We start from the raw sequence: 20,217 nt of genomic DNA, 5'->3' as shown, positions 1-20,217 counted from the left end.
CATGTTGCAATTCCAGAGTTGTTATTAACGAACGACAACAAAAAGTAACATCGTTATCGGGGGATATATTGGAATGGCGACTCATCATAGATGAGCTCAAATTTCATTACAATCCGATTTAATATATCTGATGGCCATATTTAACCGGTTATTTCATCAGTTCTTGATCTCAATTAAGGCGCCCGAAAAGTGGGCCGCCGTCAACTGTCAGATCTGCCTCTCCTCTTCGCTGGCTGCGGGTTTCGAGATGGCGTTTGCTGCCCATTTATCGGCAGTTTATGAGGTGATGATCCGGCTGTGGCAGCACTTCAGGCCACCGAAGATAAAGAGGGCCGACAGGCTCTGGAAGGCCATCAGCAGCCAGCTGGCGTTGTCGGCAAGCTCGGCGGTGACGCTCTGGTGAGTGAGGTAGATCAGCAGGGTGATCACCCCCAGCAGCAGGCCGTTGATCAAGGTGGTGGAGATAAACCCGATCAGCCAGGCACTGGAAATACTCAAGGCAGAAAATACGCTGCTCATGGCGAGCCGCGCTGCCATAAAACAGCCGAAAAAACCGAAGCCGAGCAGAAATATCATCTCGTCGCGCCAAATATAGCAACCTATTCCCAGCAATATCGCTGCCAGATAGGTGCCAATATAGAAAAGTCCGAATAAGCGACCAATTTCATGTTGCATCATTTACTCCCCTTTCTTTGGGTAATAAAAGGGTGCCCGACTCGATAAATCCGAGTCGGGTTCCCTTATTTGTGCAGAACCTCTTTTTTAGGGCGATCAGCCCTTGGCTGCGCTGCGCAATTTCGCCTTGAGCGCGCTGTATTCAGTCTGGACGTACACTTCCGCCTCAGGCTGATTGTCGATGCGCTCGATCTTCACCGCGCAGTACTTGTACTCCGGCGTGTGGGAGACGGGATCGACGTGCTCGATGGTGAGCTCGTTGCAGGCCCCGATCCACCACTGGTAGGTCATATAGACCACCCCGGCGTTGACCCGGTCGTTGTAGTTGGCCCGGGTGATCACCTTGCCACGGCGCGACGAGATCCAGACCAGCGCCTGATCCTTCACCCCGAGCTTTTTGGCATCGCTCGGGTGGATCTGCACATAGCCCGGCTCATCGGCCAGGGTCTGCAGCGCCGAGCAGTTGCCGGTCATGGAGCGGCAGGAGTAGTGACCCACCTCGCGCACGGTGGAGAGCACCAGCGGGTACTCGGCACAGGGCTGCTCCAGCGGCGGCCGCCACTCGGAGGCAATCAGCTGACCCTTGCCGCTCGGGGTGGTGAACACATTCCCCTCGAACAGGGTGCTGGTGCCCGGGTGATCCTCGGTCGGGCAAGGCCACTGCACGCTCTTGAGATCGGCCATCTTGTCATAGCTGACCCCGGCATAAAGCGGGCAGAGCGCACGCATCTCGTCCCAGATCTGTTCGGTGTTGTGGTACTCCATGGGATAACCCATGGCGGTCGCCATCAACGAGAAGATCGCCCAGTCCGGCTTCACGTTCTCAGGGGGCGTCACCGCCTTGTAGAAGCGCTGGAAGCCGCGATCTGCCGAGCTGTAGACCCCTTCATGCTCGCCCCAACTGGTGGCGGGCAGAATGACATCCGCCATCTCGGCAGTCTGGGTCATGAAGATATCCTGCACGATCACCAGCTCCATCCCCGCCAGAGTGCGGCGGAACTGACCGAGATCTGCCTCGGTCTGCGCCGGATCTTCACCGAAGATATAGAAGGCCTTGCACTTGCCCTCCTCCACCTTGTGGCCAAGCTCCGTCAGGCGATAGCCGGGCTTTTGGGAGAGGGACGCCACGCCCCACGCCTTGGCGAACTTGGCGCTTATCTCGGGATCGGCCACCGACTGATAACCCGGGAACTGGTGCGGCAGCATCCCCATGTCACAGGTGCCCTGCACGTTGTTCTGACCACGCACCGGCCCGCAGCCGGTGCCGCGGCGACCGAAGTTGCCGGTCAGCAGCGCCAGACCCGCGAGCCCCTTGACCACGTCCACCGCCTGACCGTACTGGGTCACCCCCATGCCCCACAGGATCATGGACGCAGGCGACTCGGCATAGGTGCGAATGGCGGCGCGGATATCGGCGGCTTTCAGGCCGGTGATCCCTTCGACATATTCCGGGGTGTACTTGGCTACCGTCGCCTTGAAGGTCTCGAACCCTTCGGTGTAGTTGGCGACAAATGCCTTGTTGTAGAGCCCTTCATTAATCAACACGTTGGCGAAGGCGTTAACCAGCGCCATGTTGGAACCGTTTTTGAGCGGCAGCCACTGATCGGCGATACGGGCGGTCTCCACCATACGGGGATCACACACAATCACCTTGGCCCCATTTGCCTTCGCCTTGAGGATATGGCGGGCGACGATGGGGTGAGAGTCAGCAGCGTTGTAACCAAACACCAGCAGGCACTTGGTCTCTTGAATTTCGGGAATGGCGTTGCTCATGGCGCCGTTGCCTACAGTTGTCTCCAGACCGGAGACTGAGGGTGCGTGTCACACCCTCGCGCAGTGGTCGACGTTGTTCGTCCCAATCACCGCACGGGCAAATTTCTGCATCACATAGTTGGCTTCATTGCCGGGGCCACGGGCAGAGCCGGTGGTCATGATGGCGTCCGGGCCATATTTCGCCTTGATGGCAGAGAGACGGCTGCTGGCGAACTCGATCGCTTCATCCCAGGAGACTGCCTCGAACTTGCCACCGCGCTCGCGGCGGATCATCGGGCTCTTGAGACGGGGGGTCAGCAGGTTGGTGTCGTTCAAAAAATCCCAACCGTAATAGCCCTTGAGGCAGAGCTGCCCCTCGTTGGTACGGCCGTTGGCGCCTTCGGCCCCCACCACCTTGTCGTTTTCAACCAGCAGGTTGATTTTGCAACCGGTGCCGCAATAGGGGCACACGGTAATGACTTTTTTCATGACTCACACTCTTGTTTGTTAACGAAAAACGGCTCGGCAAGCCCGCTCACACCCGCGCCGGCATCGCCAGCAGTGCCTCGGCACTGGCCAGCTGCTTCTGCCGGTTCAGGGTTTCAAGATGCTCCGGCGTGACCAGCCGCAGCGCCTGGGTCGGACACACCTCGACACAGGCCGGGCCCGCCTCGCGGTGACGGCAGAGATCGCACTTGAGCGCCTGCGCCTTGGTCTGCGGACGCTTGAAGAGCGCATCGGCAGTCGGGGGCACCTCTTTGAGCACCACCGCCATGGCGCCGTAAGGACAGGCCACCACGCAGGACTTGCAGCCGATGCAGCGCTCCTGCAACACCTTGACGCAGCCATCTTCGCTGACGATGGCATTGTTCGGGCAGGCCATGGCGCACGGCTTGTCTTCACACTGGCGGCAGAGCACCGGCGTGGTCACCTTGCTGCCCACGATCACCTTCAGGCGCGGCTGAAAGTAGCTGTCCCTGGAGACCAGATGTCCATCCTCGATGGCAAGATGCAGGCCGCCCTCCCGCTCAAGGGTCCCGCTGCAAGACCCTGACTGGTGTGAAACGGCGCAGGCCACCTCACAGGTACGACACCCAATACAGAGACTGGGATCTGCAATCACGAAGCTGTTCATAGAGAGGGATCCTAAATGGTTCGTTACACCGGGCCGCCCGCCGACAGGCAAAGAGGCGGCCAGCCCCCCCACAGAGCATTTATCAGACCAAAACGGGCCAAAGGTGCGATAAAAAATCACAACCATCTGAAAATAAAGGAGTAATCAGCAATAACACCTTACTGTTTACCGCGACTGACGAGGGTGACGACGGGCTGGGAAGTGTGATCGACACGACAAAAGTGACGAGCTCGACACCGGCTGACTAAGGCGTATCACCCTGCCCTTCCAACTAAATCGCTCAAGTAACGCCCAATCAATGACTAATTTGTTGATCTTGGACAGATTTTGCACCGATCGCCCTTTTTAGCCCCTACCCAATTGGATAGCATGCTTCAGTTGGCAACTAATTTCGTTAGAAGTCGTTTCCATTCAGAAAGATAATAAAATACGACCACGGTAAAAATATAATACCCGTACAAAAATAAATATCTAGGAGATGCTAGTAATATGGAAAAACTAAAAGAAAGCATAGTTGAAAATTACATAAATGGTTCTCTCTTGGATTTTATAGATGATTATTACGATCACAGTAATGATGATTCCAAGTCATTAATAAATTTGCTTTCAGAGTTACATAACAAACAACAGATAAACATTATTGAAGTGTTTTCAACGCTTAAAAACATACCGGGCAATCATGATTTCTTTTCAAAAATGAATATTTTTGAAAAAATCTTACCTAATTTAGATACTTCTATCATAGATATTGTCGAATGTGTCAAAAAAATCACATTGGAAGGAGGCCAAGATATGGCTGCCTATATGCTTATAGATCCTTTGATTGAACTATGTAAAAAAAACATTAGCTATCCTGATGAACTCTTTTATTTTTCCTTATCAAATGTTGATTCGGATTTTGACTCACTATCAATAGCGCTTCAAGCTGGTGCGTGCATCAACGAGAAGGACTATATAGAGAAGGGCATTAATCTTTTAAAGAATAAAAACGCTAAGGTTGTTGAGCGAGCATTATTTTCTCTTGGTAAAATAAAGTATCAAGACCATAAATTATTAACTCTAGCTGCAACTGAGATCATTAATTTAACTTCTTCTACGCCATCAGATAAAATCCTAGCAATATCACTGAGAGCGTTAATAAACATTTATTCTCAAAATAACTCTTTAGAAAATTTAGTTTTAGAATTCCTATGTAAACACCCTAACAATTTTGGAGAGCTGTATATTAACACAGCGGCTACGATAATCGCCTATAACTATGAAGTTCTAAATGATAAGTTAATAAAAGTATTGTTTGATATCTGCTGCCATGTGAAACCAGAAAATATACAAACAGTAAACACTGTTGACTATGCATTAAGGAACTTATTAAAACAAGGAGGATTCGCTGAATGTGTCTCTTATATTGAGAAGCTATTCTCATTAACGGAGCACAAACTTTCCATTAAAAATCTGAATAGTTTTACCAATGAAATAAACAATTATCCAGAAACCTACTTATCATCATTAATTACACGATGGCTAATTTCAAACAATTACTATCTATGTAAAAATTGCAGCAATCTATTTGATAGAAGAGAGTCCGATGCATTAATTAAATTCAATAAAGAAATGCTATCTAAAATTAGCCCTCAAACATATATTACATTAGCTAAAAGAGCATGTGGCTGGTTTTTTATTAGACCCAAGATTGCAATTGGACTTATTACCTCGTTAATGTATTATGCCCCTGATGATGCTTTAGGTGAAATCAATGAAATTATATTTAACCCTTTATTCATAAGTTATCCTGGAAGTATGCGTGAAAGCATAAGTCAGCTTAAAAACTCATCAGACCATCGAATGCGTAAGATAGCTGAAGATATATTAGTATCTTTCGATAAATATCAAGATGCAGTAGAGAAAGCCACAGATTTAAAAGAACTAATTCCTAGTGAACAAGATCGTCATACCTATAGAAGACATCAAAATAGATTAATGGATGACTCTATCAAGCAGGCAAGATCTAAATCTTTCTTCTCATCAATATTTTCTGGGAATGAATCTTTGCTTCTATATGGGAATAAATCTATTCACTATATCCAACATGGGGAAGATAAAATTCGTCAAGAAATTCCTCTTCAAGAAATCTCTCACTCAATGCTGCTAGCTTCTATGCTAAACCTTGATCCACATGGTTTAAACAAAATGATATTTCAATTTAAAATAGAGGGATGTAATTAATGAAATTAGTAGTAAGACAGTATCTTGCATCACTTAAAGAGCGCGGTGAACTTGATTCATTATTACCAGACCTATTATCTCAAATTGGATTAGAGGTTTTTTTAAAACCAGGTATAGGTAGCAGACAATATGGTGTCGACGTTGGAGCATTTGGTAGGCTTGCTGACGACATCGAAAGCAAAGTATATTTGTTTTCCGTAAAATCCGGGGATCTAGATAGAAAAGACTGGAGTAGTGGAAACCCACAAGATTTGAGACCCTCAATAGAAGAAATAATAGATGTATTTATTCCCACGAGAATCCCTGTGGAATACAAAGATAAGCCTATAGAAATCTGTTTATGCTTTGGTGGAGAAGTAAAAGAAGAGGTTAGAGCTAACGTTAGTATGTTTTTAGAAAAACATAAAACTGACTCTGTGTCTTTCTCTGAGTGGAATGGGGACAGATTAGCTACATTAATTGAACAACACATGTTGCGAGAAGAGCTTTTACCAAAAAACTGTCGTGTTTTATTACGTAAGTCACTTGCAATGATAGATGAACCAGAAATTTCTTTTAAACACTTCAAAATGCTGGCTGCCAGCCTTACAAATGTTAAGGAGTCAAAACCTAACCAGATTTTAACTCGCATCAGACAACTTAATCTTTGTTTATGGATTTTATACTCATGGTGTCGGGAACAAAATAATTTAGAGAGTGCATTTTTATCTTCTGAATTCACTATTTTAAACTCTTGGGATGCGACTAAGTTTGCTTTTGACAAAAAAAACAAAATAGCAATTGAGACATTAAATGCATTGGACTCTATTTTCAGGCTGAATTTACAAATATCTAGTCAATACATAGAAGACAAGATCTTGCCACATGTAGACAATTTATATGCTTTATCACATGCAGTTAGGCCGTCTTGTCCTGTTGACGTCACTTTAAAAATGTTCGATTTACTAGGTCGAATTTCACTATATGGATTCTGGCTATACTGGTTTTTATCAAATTCAGAACCTAATTCAGAGTTATCGAAAGAATTTGAAGAATCGATATTAAAAACCCAAAATGCGATAAAGAGACTTGTTGTAAACAACCCTATACTCTTTACACCTTACAAAGATGAACAAGCGATAGATCTAACTTTGGCATTGTTTTTCTTATATATGAACTCCACTCACTGGAATGATATTAGCTATTGGTTGTTGTATATGACTCAAGGTATACATCATCTTTTTCATCAAAACGACTCATATCCAACTACTATTTTGAGTTATGCCGAGCTAATTGAACACCCTATTGACAACTCCAATGAATATAGAAGAAGTGTCACTAAAGGAGCTGTTTTATATCCATACATTTCTTTATTTTCCATTATCACCAATAATATTCAGCCATATGATAATGTTAAAAAAATAAAAGATGAGTTTTTATCTCACTGTAATTTTCAAGTTTTCTTTCTAGATGAGTCTTCAGAAAAACACTTTTATAAGTATGATTCCATGCATGGCTCAACATTATCACACGTATGCATAGACGACACACCAGAAAATTTTATCAAACAATTAATAGATGAATGCGCCTCCTCAAATAAAATTTATGAAATGAGTGCCTATAAACATAACTTCTGGCCATTAATACTCACAGGTTGTAGACACTATCGATTACCAATACCTATGCATTTCATTATTGACACATATAAACAAATCTCTTAATAGCTTTTAGTTCATTAGGGTACAACAAGCGCAGTTTATTGTACCCTACATTTATTTCTTTCTGGCAAATAAAGACTCCATTGCTACTCATCCCCCTCCCCTTTGCCATCCTGCCAGTATTTAATTAGTGATTACTTTATCGTCTATTTATTATCCATTTTGGTAAAAGAGAGTGGCCAAACCACTTCGCTAGATAAAACAAACAGTTGCCTGCATTGTCGCGGCCTATTTCAATCGCCGGATAATTAATTCTCTTACTCAAATTGAACTTTTGATTATTTATAACTGAGCATAGTCCCGCAGAGTGTGTGTCATTATAAGCTTAATGACAGATGAACAGACTGTGTTCCATGACAAGCAGATCACTATTCCGTTAGCGCCCTTTCCCATCGCAATCCATTAATTCTCTCCCGATTAAATATCACGACTTTCCTGATAGGTCGGGCAGCTGTGCGTTGGCAAACGTGTAAACATCAAACTGACAAGATGAACTCATGAACTGTGATAAACAACAAGCCACTCCCGGCGTTATGCTGGCGGCGATTGGCGTAGTCTATGGCGATATCGGCACCAGCCCGCTCTATACCTTGCGCGAGTGCCTGTCAGGTCAATTCGGGTTCGGCGTCGAGCCGGCCTCCATTCTCGGCTTTCTCTCGCTGATCTTCTGGCTGCTGATCCTGGTGGTGTCGGTCAAGTACCTCTCCTTTGTGATGCGGGCCGATAACGCCGGCGAGGGTGGCATTCTCACCCTGATGTCGCTGGCGACCCGCAACGCCTCCACCCGCTGGACACCGCTGCTGATCATCCTCGGCCTGATTGGCGGCAGCTTCTTCTATGGCGAGGTGGTGATCACCCCGGCAATGTCGGTGATGTCGGCCATCGAGGGCCTGAGCATTCTCACCCCCGCCCTCGACCCCTATATCGTCACCCTCTCGGTGCTGGTGCTGACCCTGCTGTTTGCCATCCAGAAACATGGCACAGCCATGGTGGGCAAGCTGTTTGCCCCCATCATGCTGATCTGGTTTATGACGCTGGCGGTACTGGGGCTGCGCGGCATCATCCATAACCCCGAGGTGCTGGGTGCGCTCAACCCCATCTGGGCGGTGCGCTTCTTTGTCCAGTACCAGACCACCTCCTTCTTTGCCCTCGGCGCCGTGGTGCTGGCCATCACCGGGGTGGAGGCGCTCTACGCGGATATGGGCCACTTTGGCAAAAATCCAATTCGCCTCGCCTGGTTTATCGTGGTGTTGCCCTCCCTGGTGCTCAACTACTTCGGTCAGGGGGCGCTGCTGCTGAGTAACCCCGCCGCCATTGCCAACCCCTTCTTCCTGCTCGCGCCGAAATGGGCGCTGGTGCCGCTGCTGCTGCTGGCAACCATGGCGACGGTGATCGCCTCGCAGGCGGTGATCTCCGGGGTCTTTTCGCTGACCCGGCAGGCAGTGCGCCTCGGTTATCTCTCACCCATTCGCATCGTTCATACCTCCGAGCAGGAGTCCGGCCAGATCTATATTCCGGTCATCAACTGGATGCTCTATATCTCGGTGGTGATCGTCATCATGAGCTTCGAGCACTCCAGCAATCTGGCGGCGGCCTACGGCATCGCGGTGACCGGTACCATGGTGCTCACCTCGATCCTCTCCTGCTCGGTGGCCAAGAACAGCTGGCACTGGAACAAGTATCTGGTGGCCATCCTGTTTGCTGCGCTGCTCTGTATCGACGTGCCGCTCTTTGCCGCCAACCTCGCCAAGATCTTCTCCGGCGGCTGGCTGCCGCTCACTCTGGGCGCGGTGATGTTCACCGTGATGACCAGCTGGAAGAGCGAGCGTTTCCAGCTTATTCGTCGCCTGAACGAGCACGGCAACTCCCTTGATCCGATGATCGCCTCGCTGGAGAAATCCCCGCCGACCCGGGTGGCGGGCACTGCGGTTTATATGTCGCGGGTGGTCAATGTGATCCCCCATGCGCTGCTCCATAACCTCAAGCACAACAAGGTGCTGCACGAGCGGATCATCCTGCTCACCCTGCGGGTGGAAGAGGTGCCCTACGTCCACAATGTGCGCCGGGTCTGCATCGAGCAGCTCTCCCCCACCTTCTGGCGGGTAGTGGCCAGCTACGGCTGGCGCGAGACCCCGAACGTGGAGGAGATCTTCCACCGCTGCAACGCCGAGGGGCTCAGTTGCCGGATGATGGAGACCTCGTTCTTTATGGCCCACGAGTCGCTCATCATGAAAGACCGCCCCTGGTATCTCTATCTGCGCGGCAAGCTCTTTATGCTGCTGCAGCGCAACGCCCTGCGCGCCCCGGATCAGTTCGAGATCCCGCCCAACCGGGTTATCGAACTTGGATCCCAGGTGGATATCTGATGGCGGGTTGATGGCCTCTTAAAGGCATAGAAAACGTCAGCAAATAGAGAGGGAGGCATTGGCCTCTCTCTCTATTTTCCGTTAACCCCGATTACCGGCCCCCTCATCCCCAGCCCTTCTCCCGCGAGGGGAGAAGGGGGCAACCCACCGTGGCCATATGCTGCAAACGGTGCAATTCACGTTCATTGCCCCCTGCTCCCGGCATGCTGCCGATATATTTGCATTCTCGTGCGTCCGATTACGCTTCGCTAATCGACGTTTTAAAACAGCGAGAATCTACACCCACCTGCGCACTATTTAGGAAAGATTCAGCAGCGCATAGAGCGTGATATCTGAGCTAAACCCCGTATCGAGTAATCCGGTGGCCAGCTCATGTTTGAAGCTGAGGTTATGTTGGCGGCGAGCGTGATAGCTATAGACCAGTTTGATCACCTTCTCTTCGGTTAACTCTCCTTGATGCGCCAGCAGACAAAAATAGCTGCGTAGCAAAAACAGATCTGCGACCAGCAGCCGATAGGCCGCCTCCATCGAGTGCTCATTAGAATAGGGAAAATTGAAGTTGTAGATCTGGTAGAGCAAATAGTTATCCAACAGGTGGGGACGCTCGGCCAGAAAGGGGGCGACTTGTTCTCGCCACAGGCGCGGGAAGAAGGCCATCTTCTCTTGGTCATATTCACCCTCGAGCAACTTGTAGAGGGTGTTCAGGCACTCTTCAATCATGACCCTCCCCCTTTGGTTGGTATCGTTGGATTGCAGCAGTAGATGGGTCAGGGTTCTCAGAGCCAACCATTGCACGTTGGGCAGCGAGGGAATTGTGTCATACATGGCCTGCAGTTGCCCTTTTTCCAGCAGAGCAACCAGCTCATCGAGAAACTGCTCGTAAGAAGAGTTACGCTCGTCGTGGTGGATCAACATCCCTATCATCCACAGCCGCATCTCAAAGGAAAGCTCCTGGGTCATTGCAATCTGATAACTGAGTTGATTGAGCCGCTGAGCCGCATCCGGCACTGCCTGGGAGAGGGAGGCGACCGTCAGTTCTTCTGTCTCTATCAACATGGCATCAGGATCAAGGAGCAGTTGACGGCAGGCTTCGGGGCAAGAGAGGGTGAGACTCTCTTTTTTTTGATTGAGAAAGGTGCCCGTGGTACGCGGGTAAGTACTGCAGGTGTTGCTTAGGGCCGATTCACCAAGGAGGCGATGAATGGTGCACAACTTGTCGCTGTCGAGAAAAGGGCATACTCCTTGTTCATCGAGTTTCACCAGCCCCCAGTCATAATTACTGCTTTTGGTTTTTTGAAGGCATCCACGGGCCGTGGCGCGGATCCGCTCATCATCGCTAAACCAGTAGAGCCGAAAGGTGGGCTTGTCTATCTGTATCGACCATCCCTGGCAGCAATGCTCTTCACACGCCGAACCGATACAGTGAAAAGTGCTGCGAAAACGGGGGACAAAGCGAGTCAACATTGGCATGGGGTTTCCTTTTCTTTCCGAGTATTACCCTGTGGCGCAGGGTGAAACAGAGAGCTGCTTTTGGTCAAGATAAATATAGGAATGCATGACCCCATGCAACCGTTCGCTTTTGTGGGTTGGCTATGTCAGTGTGAATCCGGTTGTCTACCCACTCGTTGGGGGCGACCTCCAGGAACAGAAGCGCTATCTGCAGTTGATCGGTGGAACCGAGACAGGTAAAGCCCAGTTGGCCATCCCCTTGGGACGTAATGCAGTGCGCGGCTGCGGCATAGTGGATCTGGTCAAACCACTGGAGCAAGAGAAGGCGGCAGACAAAGCCAGACAGCTTGCCAACAGGCTGGTTGTGGTGGTCAAGTAAACTTGGCCACGGTTATATAAGCCGCCCAGAACTACCACTCAGATTCATTGGGGGTTACTCCACCGTTGTAGTGATGAGGGCTAGTCTGGCTGTATATAGAGCTTGTAAATAATTCTGTGTAACTGCCCAATCCAAACCTACGCATACCGCATTTTCCGGGGTGACGAACCCTCTTGGCGGCTTCGTCACAAGTGACGAACGTCACAGTTCGACAGCCGTATCAGCGCTTCGACCCAACCATTTCAAGATTTTTATTCATTTAAAAACAGCCACTTAAAACCAATTTCGCTGCAAAAACCATTCTGGCCCGTATCTTGCCAACCTGCCCCTACTTTCTCCGTTCGCGACACGACAAGGTAGGCTATGAACCGCTTCGTTATCGCTGACCCCAAGCTTTGTATCGGCTGTGGCACCTGTATGGCAGCCTGCAGCGAGGTACACAAGGCGCAAGGTTTGCAGCAAGCCCCCCGTTTAACCGTTATGCGACACGAGCAGGCGACCATGCCGGTTCAGTGCCGTCACTGTGACGATGCCCCCTGCATCAAGGTGTGCCCGGTCGAGGCAATTCACCAGACCGGCGATTGCGTGCAACTCAACGAGTCGCTCTGCATCGGCTGCAATCTCTGCGCAGTGGCCTGCCCGTTCGGCGCCATCCAGAGCGGCGGCAGCCGCCCGGTGGCCGTGGCCACCAGTTACGACACCTATATCCCCTGCTCCATCCGCTCCAGCAACCCATCCACTTCCGCCGGCCTGCGCTGCTTTGGCGAGGATCTGTTGAGCTGGGAGCCGGGGGTGCGCAGCATCGCGGTCAAGTGTGACCTGTGCGAGTTTCGCACCGACGGCCCGGCCTGTGTCGGTGCCTGCCCCTCCCAGGCACTGAAGCTGGTCAATGACGGCGACACCGAACGCGCCGCGCGTATCCGTCGCCAGCAAGCGGCCGACACCAACCCGCAAGGGGCCTCTGCCTTCTCGGCGCCTGCCACGGCGCTCCCTGCATCCGATTTATCTACCACAGAGGGAGTTCGCTGATGTTGTCCCCCCTTGTTATGGCCACGCTCCTGCTCTTTTTGCTGGGCGCTGCCGCCGGTTTGCTCCTGCAAAAGCTGCCCGCACTGGCCAACCGCCTCAATAGCGGTTTTGCCCTGCTGGGCTCGCTCGCGGGTCTGGTCGCCGCCATCCAGATCTTTGCCCAAGGCGCCCCCGTCGACGGCCAACTCTGGCTGCTGGGCTCGGTGCACCTCGATATGCTCTCCGCGCTGATGCTGCTGGTGATTAGCACCGTCGGCGTCGCCGTCGCCCTCTACTCCTTTGCCTATATCCGCGAATATCAGGGCAAGGGGGATGTGGCCATCGGTGCGCTGATGAACCTCTTCCTGTTTGCCATGGTGGGCATGGTGCTGGCCGACAACACACTCGGTTTCTTGCTCTGCTACGAGCTGGTGACCCTCACCACCTACTGGCTGGTCAAGACCAACCCCGAGGCCGCCAAACAGAGCCGTCTCTATCTGGTGATGAACCATATCGGCATGGCGCTGGTATTGGTGGCCTTCTTGCTACTCTGCCGCGAAAGCGGTTCGCTGGAGTTCGCCGCGCTGCGCGAGCACCATCTTGCGGGCGCCCTGGCCTCCCTGGTATTCCTGCTCAGCTTCTGCGGCTTTGGCCTGCGCGCCGGTTTTGTGCCGCTGCACGGCTGGCTGCCGGTGGCCGAGCCCGTCGCACCGTCCCATATCTCGGCGCTGATGTCCGGCGTGATGGTGAAGCTGGGTCTGTTTGGCATTTTGCGGGTCAGCATCGATTTTCTCGGCGCCAGCCAGCTCTGGTGGGGCTATGTGGTGCTGATCTTTGGTGCCTGCTCGGCAGTGCTCGGGGTGCTGTTTGCGCTGGCCGAGCATGACCTCAAGCGCCTGCTCGCCTACCACACGGTGGAGAACATCGGCATCATCCTGATGGGGATGGGGATCGGCATGATCGGCATCGCCAACCAGCAGCCGGCACTGGTGGTGCTGGGGCTGCTCGGCGCCCTCTATCACCTGCTCAACCACGCCATCTTCAAGAGCCTGCTCTTTATGGGTACCGGCTCTGTGATGTTCCGCCTGCACACTCGCGACATGGACAAGATGGGGGGCCTCGCCAAGCTGATGCCCTGGACCGCGCTGGCGTTCCTCATCGGCGCCATGGCCATCTCGGCGCTGCCGCCGCTCAACGGCTTTGTCAGCGAGTGGTTTATCTACCAATCCCTGCTCTCCATGACCAAGCTCGGCACCTCCGTTGTCGCGCCGCTCGCGGTAGTGATGCTGGCGGTGACCGGCGCCATGGCGGTGATGTGTTTCGTCAAGGTGTACGGCATCTGCTTCTGCGGCGCACCGCGCAGCGAACACGCGAGTCACGCCCGCGAAGTGCCGGGCGCCATGGTGGCAGGCACCCTGCTGCTGGCCGCGGTCTGTCTGGTGCTGGGTCTGGGCGCCCCCTGGATTGCCCCCCATATCGCCAGCTATGGTCAGGCACTCGTTGCCAGCCAGATGAGTGTCGCCACCGGCGCCACCCTGCTGCCACTCGATAGCAGCCAGGCGATCCTCTCCCCGCCCGTTATCGCCATCACCCTGCTGGGGCTGTTCCTCATCCCGTTGCTGGTACTGGCCATCTTCAAGGGACCCAAGCTGGGTCGTCGTCACGCTGGCACCCCGTGGGCCTGTGGTTACGCCTACGAGGAGCGCATGAGCCTCACCTCCGGCGGTGTCACCCACACCTTGCGCCAACTCTGCGCGCCGCTCTATCGCAAGCAGCCGCAGCTCGATCTGGCCACCGCCCTGCACGGGGTGAGCGATACCAGCGGAATGACCGGCTGGTTGCTGCACGGTGTTGTGCTGGCGCTCTTTATCCTGATGGCTGTAGGAGTCTGATATGCCTGTTCTTGAAATGCCGAGCTGGGGCATGGTTGCCCTCGCCCTGACCCAGGCCATCGCCATGCTGGCGCTGGCGCCGCTCGCCACCGGTTTCAACCGGGTGCTGCGGGCCAAGATGCACTCCCGTCAGGGGCCGGGCCTGCTGCAGGATTACCGGGATATCGCCAAGCTCCTGCGCCGTCAGGAGGTGACCCCCGAGCCTGCCGGCATCATCTTCAACCTGATGCCTGCGCTGCTCATCGCCGCCCTCTTGCTGGTAGGGATGGCGCTGCCGACCCTGACTCACGAGTCCCCCTTCCCCATCGCCGGGGATCTCATCACCGATATCTATCTGTTCGCCATCTTCCGCTTCTTCTTCTCCCTCTCGGGGCTCGACAGCGGCAGCATGTTTCCAGGTATTGGTGCCCGCCGCGAACTGACCCTCGGCATTCTGGTGGAGCCCATTCTGGTGCTCGCCTGCTTCATCATGGCGATGATGGTGGGCAGCTCGGATCTGGGCAATATCAGCAGCTATGTGGCGACCCAGCCACTGGCCGCCCCCATCGCTACCCTCTTGGCGGGTGCCGCCTGCGCCTTCGCGGTGTTTGTCGAGATGGGCAAGCTGCCCTTTGACTGCGCCGAAGCCGAGCAGGAGCTGCAAGAAGGACCGCTCACCGAGTATTCCGGTGCGGGGCTGGCCCTGCTCAAGCTCTCCATCGGCCTTAAGCAACTGGTGGTGGTGCAGCTCTTTCTGGTGATTTTCCTCCCCTTCGGCAAGGCGGCCAACTGGAGTCTGCCTGCGCTCATCGGCGCAGCGCTGATCCTCGCCTGCAAGCTGCTGGTGGCCTTTTTATTGGCTGGCATCATCGAAAACGCCATGGCCCGCACCCAGTTCGTGCGCACCCACAAGCTCACCCGCTACGGGTTGGGGCTGGCCCTGCTGGCGCTGCTCGCCTATCTGGTCGGGATCTGAATCATGCCCGCCAGCACAGCGACTTTTTCCGATTTCATCATTTGTGAATGCTCATTCCCGAACATTAAAGTGAGAACTGCATGACCATCGCCATTTCGGATCGCATCGGCTGCGATTACATCCAGCAGGTGCGAGCACAACTGCCCCACGCCATCGTCGACGAGGAGTGGCAAACCGCCGATCAAGCCACCATTACCGTCAAGCCCACCAGTCTGGTCGAGACCGCCAGCCTGATCTTCCATCAGCTGGGGGGCTGGCTTCCACTCTCCTTTGCCAATGACGAGCGCAGCCTCAACGGCCACTTCGCCGTCTACCACGTCTTCTCCATGGAGGGCGACACCAAGTGCTGGATCACCGTCAAGGTGCTGGTAGATGCCGATACCCAGGAGTACCCCTCCATCACCCCGACCATTCCGGCGGCGGTGTGGGGCGAGCGGGAGATCCGCGACATGTACGGCCTGCGCGCCATCGGTCTGCCAGACGAACGCCGTCTGGTACTGCCGGACGACTGGCCCGAGGATATCCACCCCCTGCGCAAGGACGCCATGGATTATCGCCAGCGCCCGATGCCCACCACCGACACCGAGACCTACCCCTTCGTCAACGAGCTGGGCAGTGATGCCAACCGCATCGTGCCGGTCGGCCCGCTGCACATCACCTCCGATGAACCGGGCCACTTTCGTCTGTTCGTCGATGGCGAAGACATCATCGATGCCGACTACCGCCTCTTCTATGTCCATCGCGGCATGGAGAAGCTGGCGGAAACCCGGATGGGCTACAACGAAGTGGCGTTTCTGACCGACCGGGTCTGCGGCATCTGCGGCTTTACCCACAGCGTCGCCTACACCACCTCGGTGGAGAACGCCATGGGTATTCCGGTGCCGGAGCGGGCCAAGATGATCCGCGCCGTGCTGCTGGAGGTGGAGCGCCTGCACAGCCATATCCTCAACATCGGCCTGTCGAGCCACTTCACCGGTTTTGACACCGGCTTCATGCAGTTCTTCCGGGTGCGGGAGAAATCCATGACCCTGGCCGAGCTGCTGACCGGCGCACGCAAGACCTACGGCCTCAACCTGATTGGCGGGGTACGCCGCGACATCTTCAAGGAAGATCGCATCAAGGGTGCCCAGCTGGTGCGCGAACTCCGTGATGAGCTCAAACCCCTGGTGGCCATGCTGCTTGATACCGCCAACATCTCCTCCCGCCTTATCGGTATCGGCAAGCTCGAGCCGCAGATTGCCCGCGATTTCAGCTGCGTCGGCCCCATGGTGCGGGCGAGCGGCTTCAAGCGCGACGTGCGCCGGGTCCACGACTTTGCCGGCTATCGCGAGCTGCCGATGGAGATCCAGACCAAGGCGGGTTGCGATGTGCAATCCCGGGTGCTGGTGCGGATCCACGAGCTCTACGACTCCCTCGACATGATTGAGTTCGGCCTGGAGCACCTGCCGGAAGGGCCACTGCTCACCGAAGGGTTCACCTACCAGCCGGGCAAGTTTGCGCTGGGCTTTACCGAAGCGCCCCGCGGCGAAAACGTCCACTGGAGCATGACGGGAGATAACCAGAAGCTGTTCCGCTGGCGCTGCCGCGCCGCCACCTACGCCAACTGGCCTGCTCTGCGTTACATGCTGCGCGGCAATACCGTGGCGGATGCACCGCTCATCATCGGCAGTCTGGATCCCTGCTACTCCTGTACCGACCGGGTCACTCTGGTCGACCCCAAGAAGGGCAAATCCACCGTGGTCTCCTACAAGGAGATCGAGCGCTACGGCATCGATCGCAAAAACTCTCCGCTGAAATAAGGGGTCATCATGATCAAGCTGTTCAAGACCATCCTCAAGGCTGGCACCCCGACCGCCAAGTACCCCTTCGCCCCTTACGAGGTGAACCGGGATTTTCGCGGCAAACCCAAATATCAGGCGGATCAGTGCATCGCCTGCGCCGCCTGCACCAAGGCCTGCCCGGCCAATGCGCTGGTGATGGAAGTGGACATGGAGACCGGCGAACGGCGCTGGGAGATCTCCATGGCTCGCTGCATCTTCTGCGGCCGCTGCGAGGAGGTCTGCCCGACCCGCGCCATCGCCCTCTCCCCCGAGTTCGAACTGGCGGTAACCAACAAGGCGGATCTCTATGAAGAGGCCCGCTTCGCGCTGGCCCCCTGCACCCTGTGCGGCACCTACTTTGCCCCGAGCAAGCTGGTGGCACTGGTGGAGGACACCCTCAAGCAGGCGGGCACACCGCTCGCGACCCCGGAGCGGCTGCACCACTGCCCCGACTGCAAACGAAAACAGAGCATGCTGAGCCAGCCTGACTCGGCCCTGATCACACCGATAGCCACACCGATGGCCGCACAAAAGGAGTGGATGTGATGAGCAAGATCAAAGGCATAGAACCGGTTGTCGGCCATGCCCATACCCGCGCCGTGCCGCTGGCACAGGATCCCGAGATCACCAAACTCAAGAAGACCCTGCTCAAGGACATTCGCCGCTCGGCCTATGTCTACCGGGTCGATTGCGGCGGCTGCAACGCCTGCGAGATCGAGATCTTCGCCACCATCACCCCGCTGTTTGATGCCGAGCGTTTCGGCATCAAGGTGGTCGCCTCTCCCCGTCACGCCGACATCTTGCTCTTTACCGGCGCTGTGACCCGGGCGATGCGGGTACCGGCCCTGCGCGCCTACGAGGCGGCGCCCGATCCCAAGATCTGCATCGCCTACGGCGCCTGCGGCTGTGACGGCGGCATCTTCCACGACCTCTACTGCGTCTGGGGCGGCACCGACAAGATCGTGCCGGTAGATGTCTATATCCCCGGCTGCCCCCCCACACCGGCAGCCACCATCTACGGCTTTGCGGTGGCGCTCGGTCTGCTTGAGCAGAAACTCAAAGCCACCAGCCACGAGGTGCAACCAGGTGAACGGGTCGAGCTGCGCCACACCGGCATCCCCAACGAAATTCGGGTGATGATCGAGCGCGAAGCCCGCCGCATGGCCGGTTATCGGCAGGGGCGGATCATCGCCGACGAGTTTATGGCCCTGCTCGAAGGGGCGACCCAGCAGGATGTGGATCTGCGTATCCAGAGCTACCTCGATCAGCACGACGATCCGCGCCTCTCGGAGATCGTCAACAACCTCGCAAACGCCTGCCTCAACCGGGCGGCCAGCAAGGGAGAGGCGGTACATGGCTGACGAGGTTTTCTTCTACCGCCTCTCGCGCAAGTTAGTCGACGAGCAGTTCGACGTGCCGGAAGAGGCAAAGGAGGTGATGTACTACAGCCTCGCCATCGGCCACCACCTCGGCATCGTCGATTGCCTGCGAGCAGACCTGGTCTGCTCGCTGACGGGCTATCGCGATTGGGTAGCCAAGCTGCCACAGGGGAGCGAAGCGCGCCGCAAGATGGAGGGGTTTCTCACCTTTGGCGAGATCACCATCTATCGCGAGCACTGCCATATGCTGGCCTGCGCCTTCGACCGACTGCGCAAAGCCGACAATCTACTCGATGAGCAGGAGCTGGGCTGGACCAATACCTTTATGGATCAGCTGACCGCCCTCTTTAACGACCCCCATATGTACCTGATGGTAAGGAGCCGCTGATGGGCTGCAATCTCGTGTTGACCGTGGGCAATGCCATGATGGGGGACGACGGTGCCGGCCCCTATCTTGCCGACAAACTGCAAGCCGCCCCCCAGCCCGGCTGGATCCATATCGACGGCGGCATCGCGCCGGAAAATGTGGTCTACAAGGTGCGGGAGCTGCAACCGGAGCGGGTGGTGCTGGTGGATGCCGCCGAGATCGGCGAGAAGGCGGGAACCCTGCAGGTGATCCCCCCCGAGACCATCGCCGAGATGTTTATCTTCTCGACCCACAATATGCCGCTCAATTTCCTGATCGACGAGCTCAAGACCTTTGTCCCCGAGGTGATCTTTGTCGGGGTACAACCGGCCATCGTGGCGTTCTCCTTCCCGATGACCGAGATGGTGAGCGAGGCGATGGATTATCTTTATCAGCATCTTGATACCGCCAGGGATACCGGTCTGTTAATAGATAAACTGGAGCAGTGGAATATTGCCAACGCCAACCGGTGATTATTTGTCGAGTTGTTAACGACCGATATTGACCGACGGTTATGGCAATGTGATCGAGGCCTGATGTTAAATTAAAAACATCGGGCTAATTGTGCTGAACTTGATATAAAACAAGGTTCTTTGATTTTTTCAAAAAATCGCTAACCCTCGCTTTTTTATGACAAAAAAAGCGTTGCCAGTCACAGAAATTTGCCACAAAATGGCGACCGTTACGGAAGTTGATGGGGTCTGGTGGCCTCCTCGGTCTTCAAAACCGATGTGAGCCGAGAAGGCTTTGGCAGGTTCGATTCCTGCCTCTTCCGCCAAATTCATCTATTGAACAAATACTCTCTCGCTGAATTATTCGGCCTGGATGTTATTTCCATTGTTTGTTCAATATGTTTGAAGTAATACCTTAAAAAAGGTGCTTGCCGCTTGCCAATATAATCCGAACTCAGGTTATCTCGCTGGCCAACAATTAATTTATCAGCATCGATGCAGCATTAATTTATACCCGCTCATTTATGCATCCAGTTTGCACTCATCCGCAAATCGCCAGCACTGCCATAACCCGTCAGCTCGGCCTCTCTATCGGCAAACCGGTGCGCATCCCGAACCCACGCACAGCA

At 54.1% G+C, this 20,217-nt stretch carries 16 protein-coding genes and 1 tRNA gene; 13 read left to right on the top strand and 4 right to left on the bottom strand.

The genetic code is table 11. The annotated features are described in order from the left end of the window. Positions 1–276: 276 nt before the first annotated feature. The 3 genes from ACB040_RS01485 to ACB040_RS01475 form a co-directional block, all read right to left on the bottom strand. Complete coding sequence (locus ACB040_RS01485; RefSeq protein ID WP_234784138.1) at positions 277–519, bottom strand: hypothetical protein; 243 nt, start codon at positions 517–519, stop codon at positions 277–279. 252 nt (positions 520–771) lie between these two features. Continuing rightward, the gene (fdhF, locus tag ACB040_RS01480) at positions 772–2,916 is read right to left on the bottom strand and encodes a formate dehydrogenase subunit alpha (RefSeq protein ID WP_371154141.1); all 2,145 of its coding nucleotides are present in this window, start codon (positions 2,914–2,916) and stop codon (positions 772–774) included. A gap of 46 nt (positions 2,917–2,962) precedes the next feature. Then, positions 2,963–3,562: a 4Fe-4S dicluster domain-containing protein gene (locus ACB040_RS01475; RefSeq protein ID WP_021230210.1), complete on the bottom strand. Its 600-nt coding sequence runs from the start codon at positions 3,560–3,562 to the stop codon at positions 2,963–2,965. A gap of 489 nt (positions 3,563–4,051) precedes the next feature. On the opposite strand from ACB040_RS01475, the gene ACB040_RS01470 reads away from it, so the two are divergent. From ACB040_RS01470 to kup, 3 genes are all read left to right on the top strand, one after another. Next, positions 4,052–5,785: a hypothetical protein gene (locus ACB040_RS01470; RefSeq protein ID WP_371154143.1), complete on the top strand. Its 1,734-nt coding sequence runs from the start codon at positions 4,052–4,054 to the stop codon at positions 5,783–5,785. Further along, positions 5,785–7,485 (top strand): hypothetical protein, encoded by a 1,701-nt coding sequence (locus ACB040_RS01465; RefSeq protein ID WP_371154145.1) that lies wholly within the window; start codon positions 5,785–5,787, stop codon positions 7,483–7,485. Before ACB040_RS01470 ends, ACB040_RS01465 begins: the two co-directional genes overlap by 1 nt. 494 nt (positions 7,486–7,979) lie before the next feature. After that, on the top strand, positions 7,980–9,848 hold the full coding sequence (gene kup / locus ACB040_RS01460; RefSeq protein ID WP_371154147.1) for a low affinity potassium transporter Kup: 1,869 nt from the start codon (positions 7,980–7,982) through the stop codon (positions 9,846–9,848). A 297-nt stretch (positions 9,849–10,145) separates the two neighbouring features. Here the strand turns inward: kup and fliB are convergent, their stop codons facing one another. Then, positions 10,146–11,318, bottom strand: a complete 1,173-nt coding sequence (gene fliB, locus ACB040_RS01455; RefSeq protein WP_338774829.1) for a flagellin lysine-N-methylase — start codon at positions 11,316–11,318, stop codon at positions 10,146–10,148. An 85-nt stretch (positions 11,319–11,403) separates the two neighbouring features. Here fliB and ACB040_RS01450 point away from each other — a divergent pair, with 85 nt between their 5' ends. The 10 genes from ACB040_RS01450 (at position 11,404) to ACB040_RS01405 (ending at position 19,914) form a co-directional block, all read left to right on the top strand. Further along, on the top strand, positions 11,404–11,676 hold the full coding sequence (locus ACB040_RS01450) for a hypothetical protein (protein ID WP_338774828.1): 273 nt from the start codon (positions 11,404–11,406) through the stop codon (positions 11,674–11,676). 363 nt (positions 11,677–12,039) lie between these two features. Then, positions 12,040–12,705, top strand: a complete 666-nt coding sequence (locus tag ACB040_RS01445; RefSeq protein WP_371154150.1) for a 4Fe-4S dicluster domain-containing protein — start codon at positions 12,040–12,042, stop codon at positions 12,703–12,705. After that, positions 12,705–14,576, top strand: a complete 1,872-nt coding sequence (gene hyfB / locus ACB040_RS01440; RefSeq protein ID WP_371154152.1) for a hydrogenase 4 subunit B — start codon at positions 12,705–12,707, stop codon at positions 14,574–14,576. Before ACB040_RS01445 ends, hyfB begins: the two co-directional genes overlap by 1 nt. Before the next feature lies 1 nt (position 14,577). Beyond that, complete coding sequence (locus tag ACB040_RS01435) at positions 14,578–15,531, top strand: respiratory chain complex I subunit 1 family protein (RefSeq protein WP_371154154.1); 954 nt, start codon at positions 14,578–14,580, stop codon at positions 15,529–15,531. 80 nt (positions 15,532–15,611) lie between these two features. Continuing rightward, complete coding sequence (locus ACB040_RS01430) at positions 15,612–17,330, top strand: NADH-quinone oxidoreductase subunit C (protein WP_040065714.1); 1,719 nt, start codon at positions 15,612–15,614, stop codon at positions 17,328–17,330. Positions 17,331–17,339: 9 nt separating this feature from the next. Further along, on the top strand, positions 17,340–17,897 hold the full coding sequence (locus ACB040_RS01425) for a formate hydrogenlyase complex iron-sulfur subunit (RefSeq protein ID WP_005345227.1): 558 nt from the start codon (positions 17,340–17,342) through the stop codon (positions 17,895–17,897). Beyond that, positions 17,897–18,712, top strand: coding sequence for an NADH-quinone oxidoreductase subunit B family protein (locus tag ACB040_RS01420; RefSeq protein ID WP_005360200.1), 816 nt, complete (start codon positions 17,897–17,899; stop codon positions 18,710–18,712). The genes ACB040_RS01425 and ACB040_RS01420 overlap by 1 nt, the downstream gene beginning before the upstream one ends. Next, the gene (locus tag ACB040_RS01415; protein ID WP_371154157.1) at positions 18,705–19,118 is read left to right on the top strand and encodes a formate hydrogenlyase maturation HycH family protein; all 414 of its coding nucleotides are present in this window, start codon (positions 18,705–18,707) and stop codon (positions 19,116–19,118) included. Before ACB040_RS01420 ends, ACB040_RS01415 begins: the two co-directional genes overlap by 8 nt. Then, positions 19,118–19,609: a hydrogenase maturation peptidase HycI gene (gene hycI / locus ACB040_RS01410; RefSeq protein ID WP_371154159.1), complete on the top strand. Its 492-nt coding sequence runs from the start codon at positions 19,118–19,120 to the stop codon at positions 19,607–19,609. Before ACB040_RS01415 ends, hycI begins: the two co-directional genes overlap by 1 nt. Before the next feature lie 213 nt (positions 19,610–19,822). Further along, positions 19,823–19,914 (top strand) — tRNA-Sec (locus tag ACB040_RS01405). Positions 19,915–20,217: the final 303 nt, after the last annotated feature.

Origin of the sequence: Aeromonas sp. S11(2024) (assembly GCF_041402345.1) — a bacterium.
Lineage (GTDB): Bacteria > Pseudomonadota > Gammaproteobacteria > Enterobacterales > Aeromonadaceae > Aeromonas > Aeromonas veronii.
This window is presented reverse-complemented; position numbering and strand designations above follow the sequence as displayed.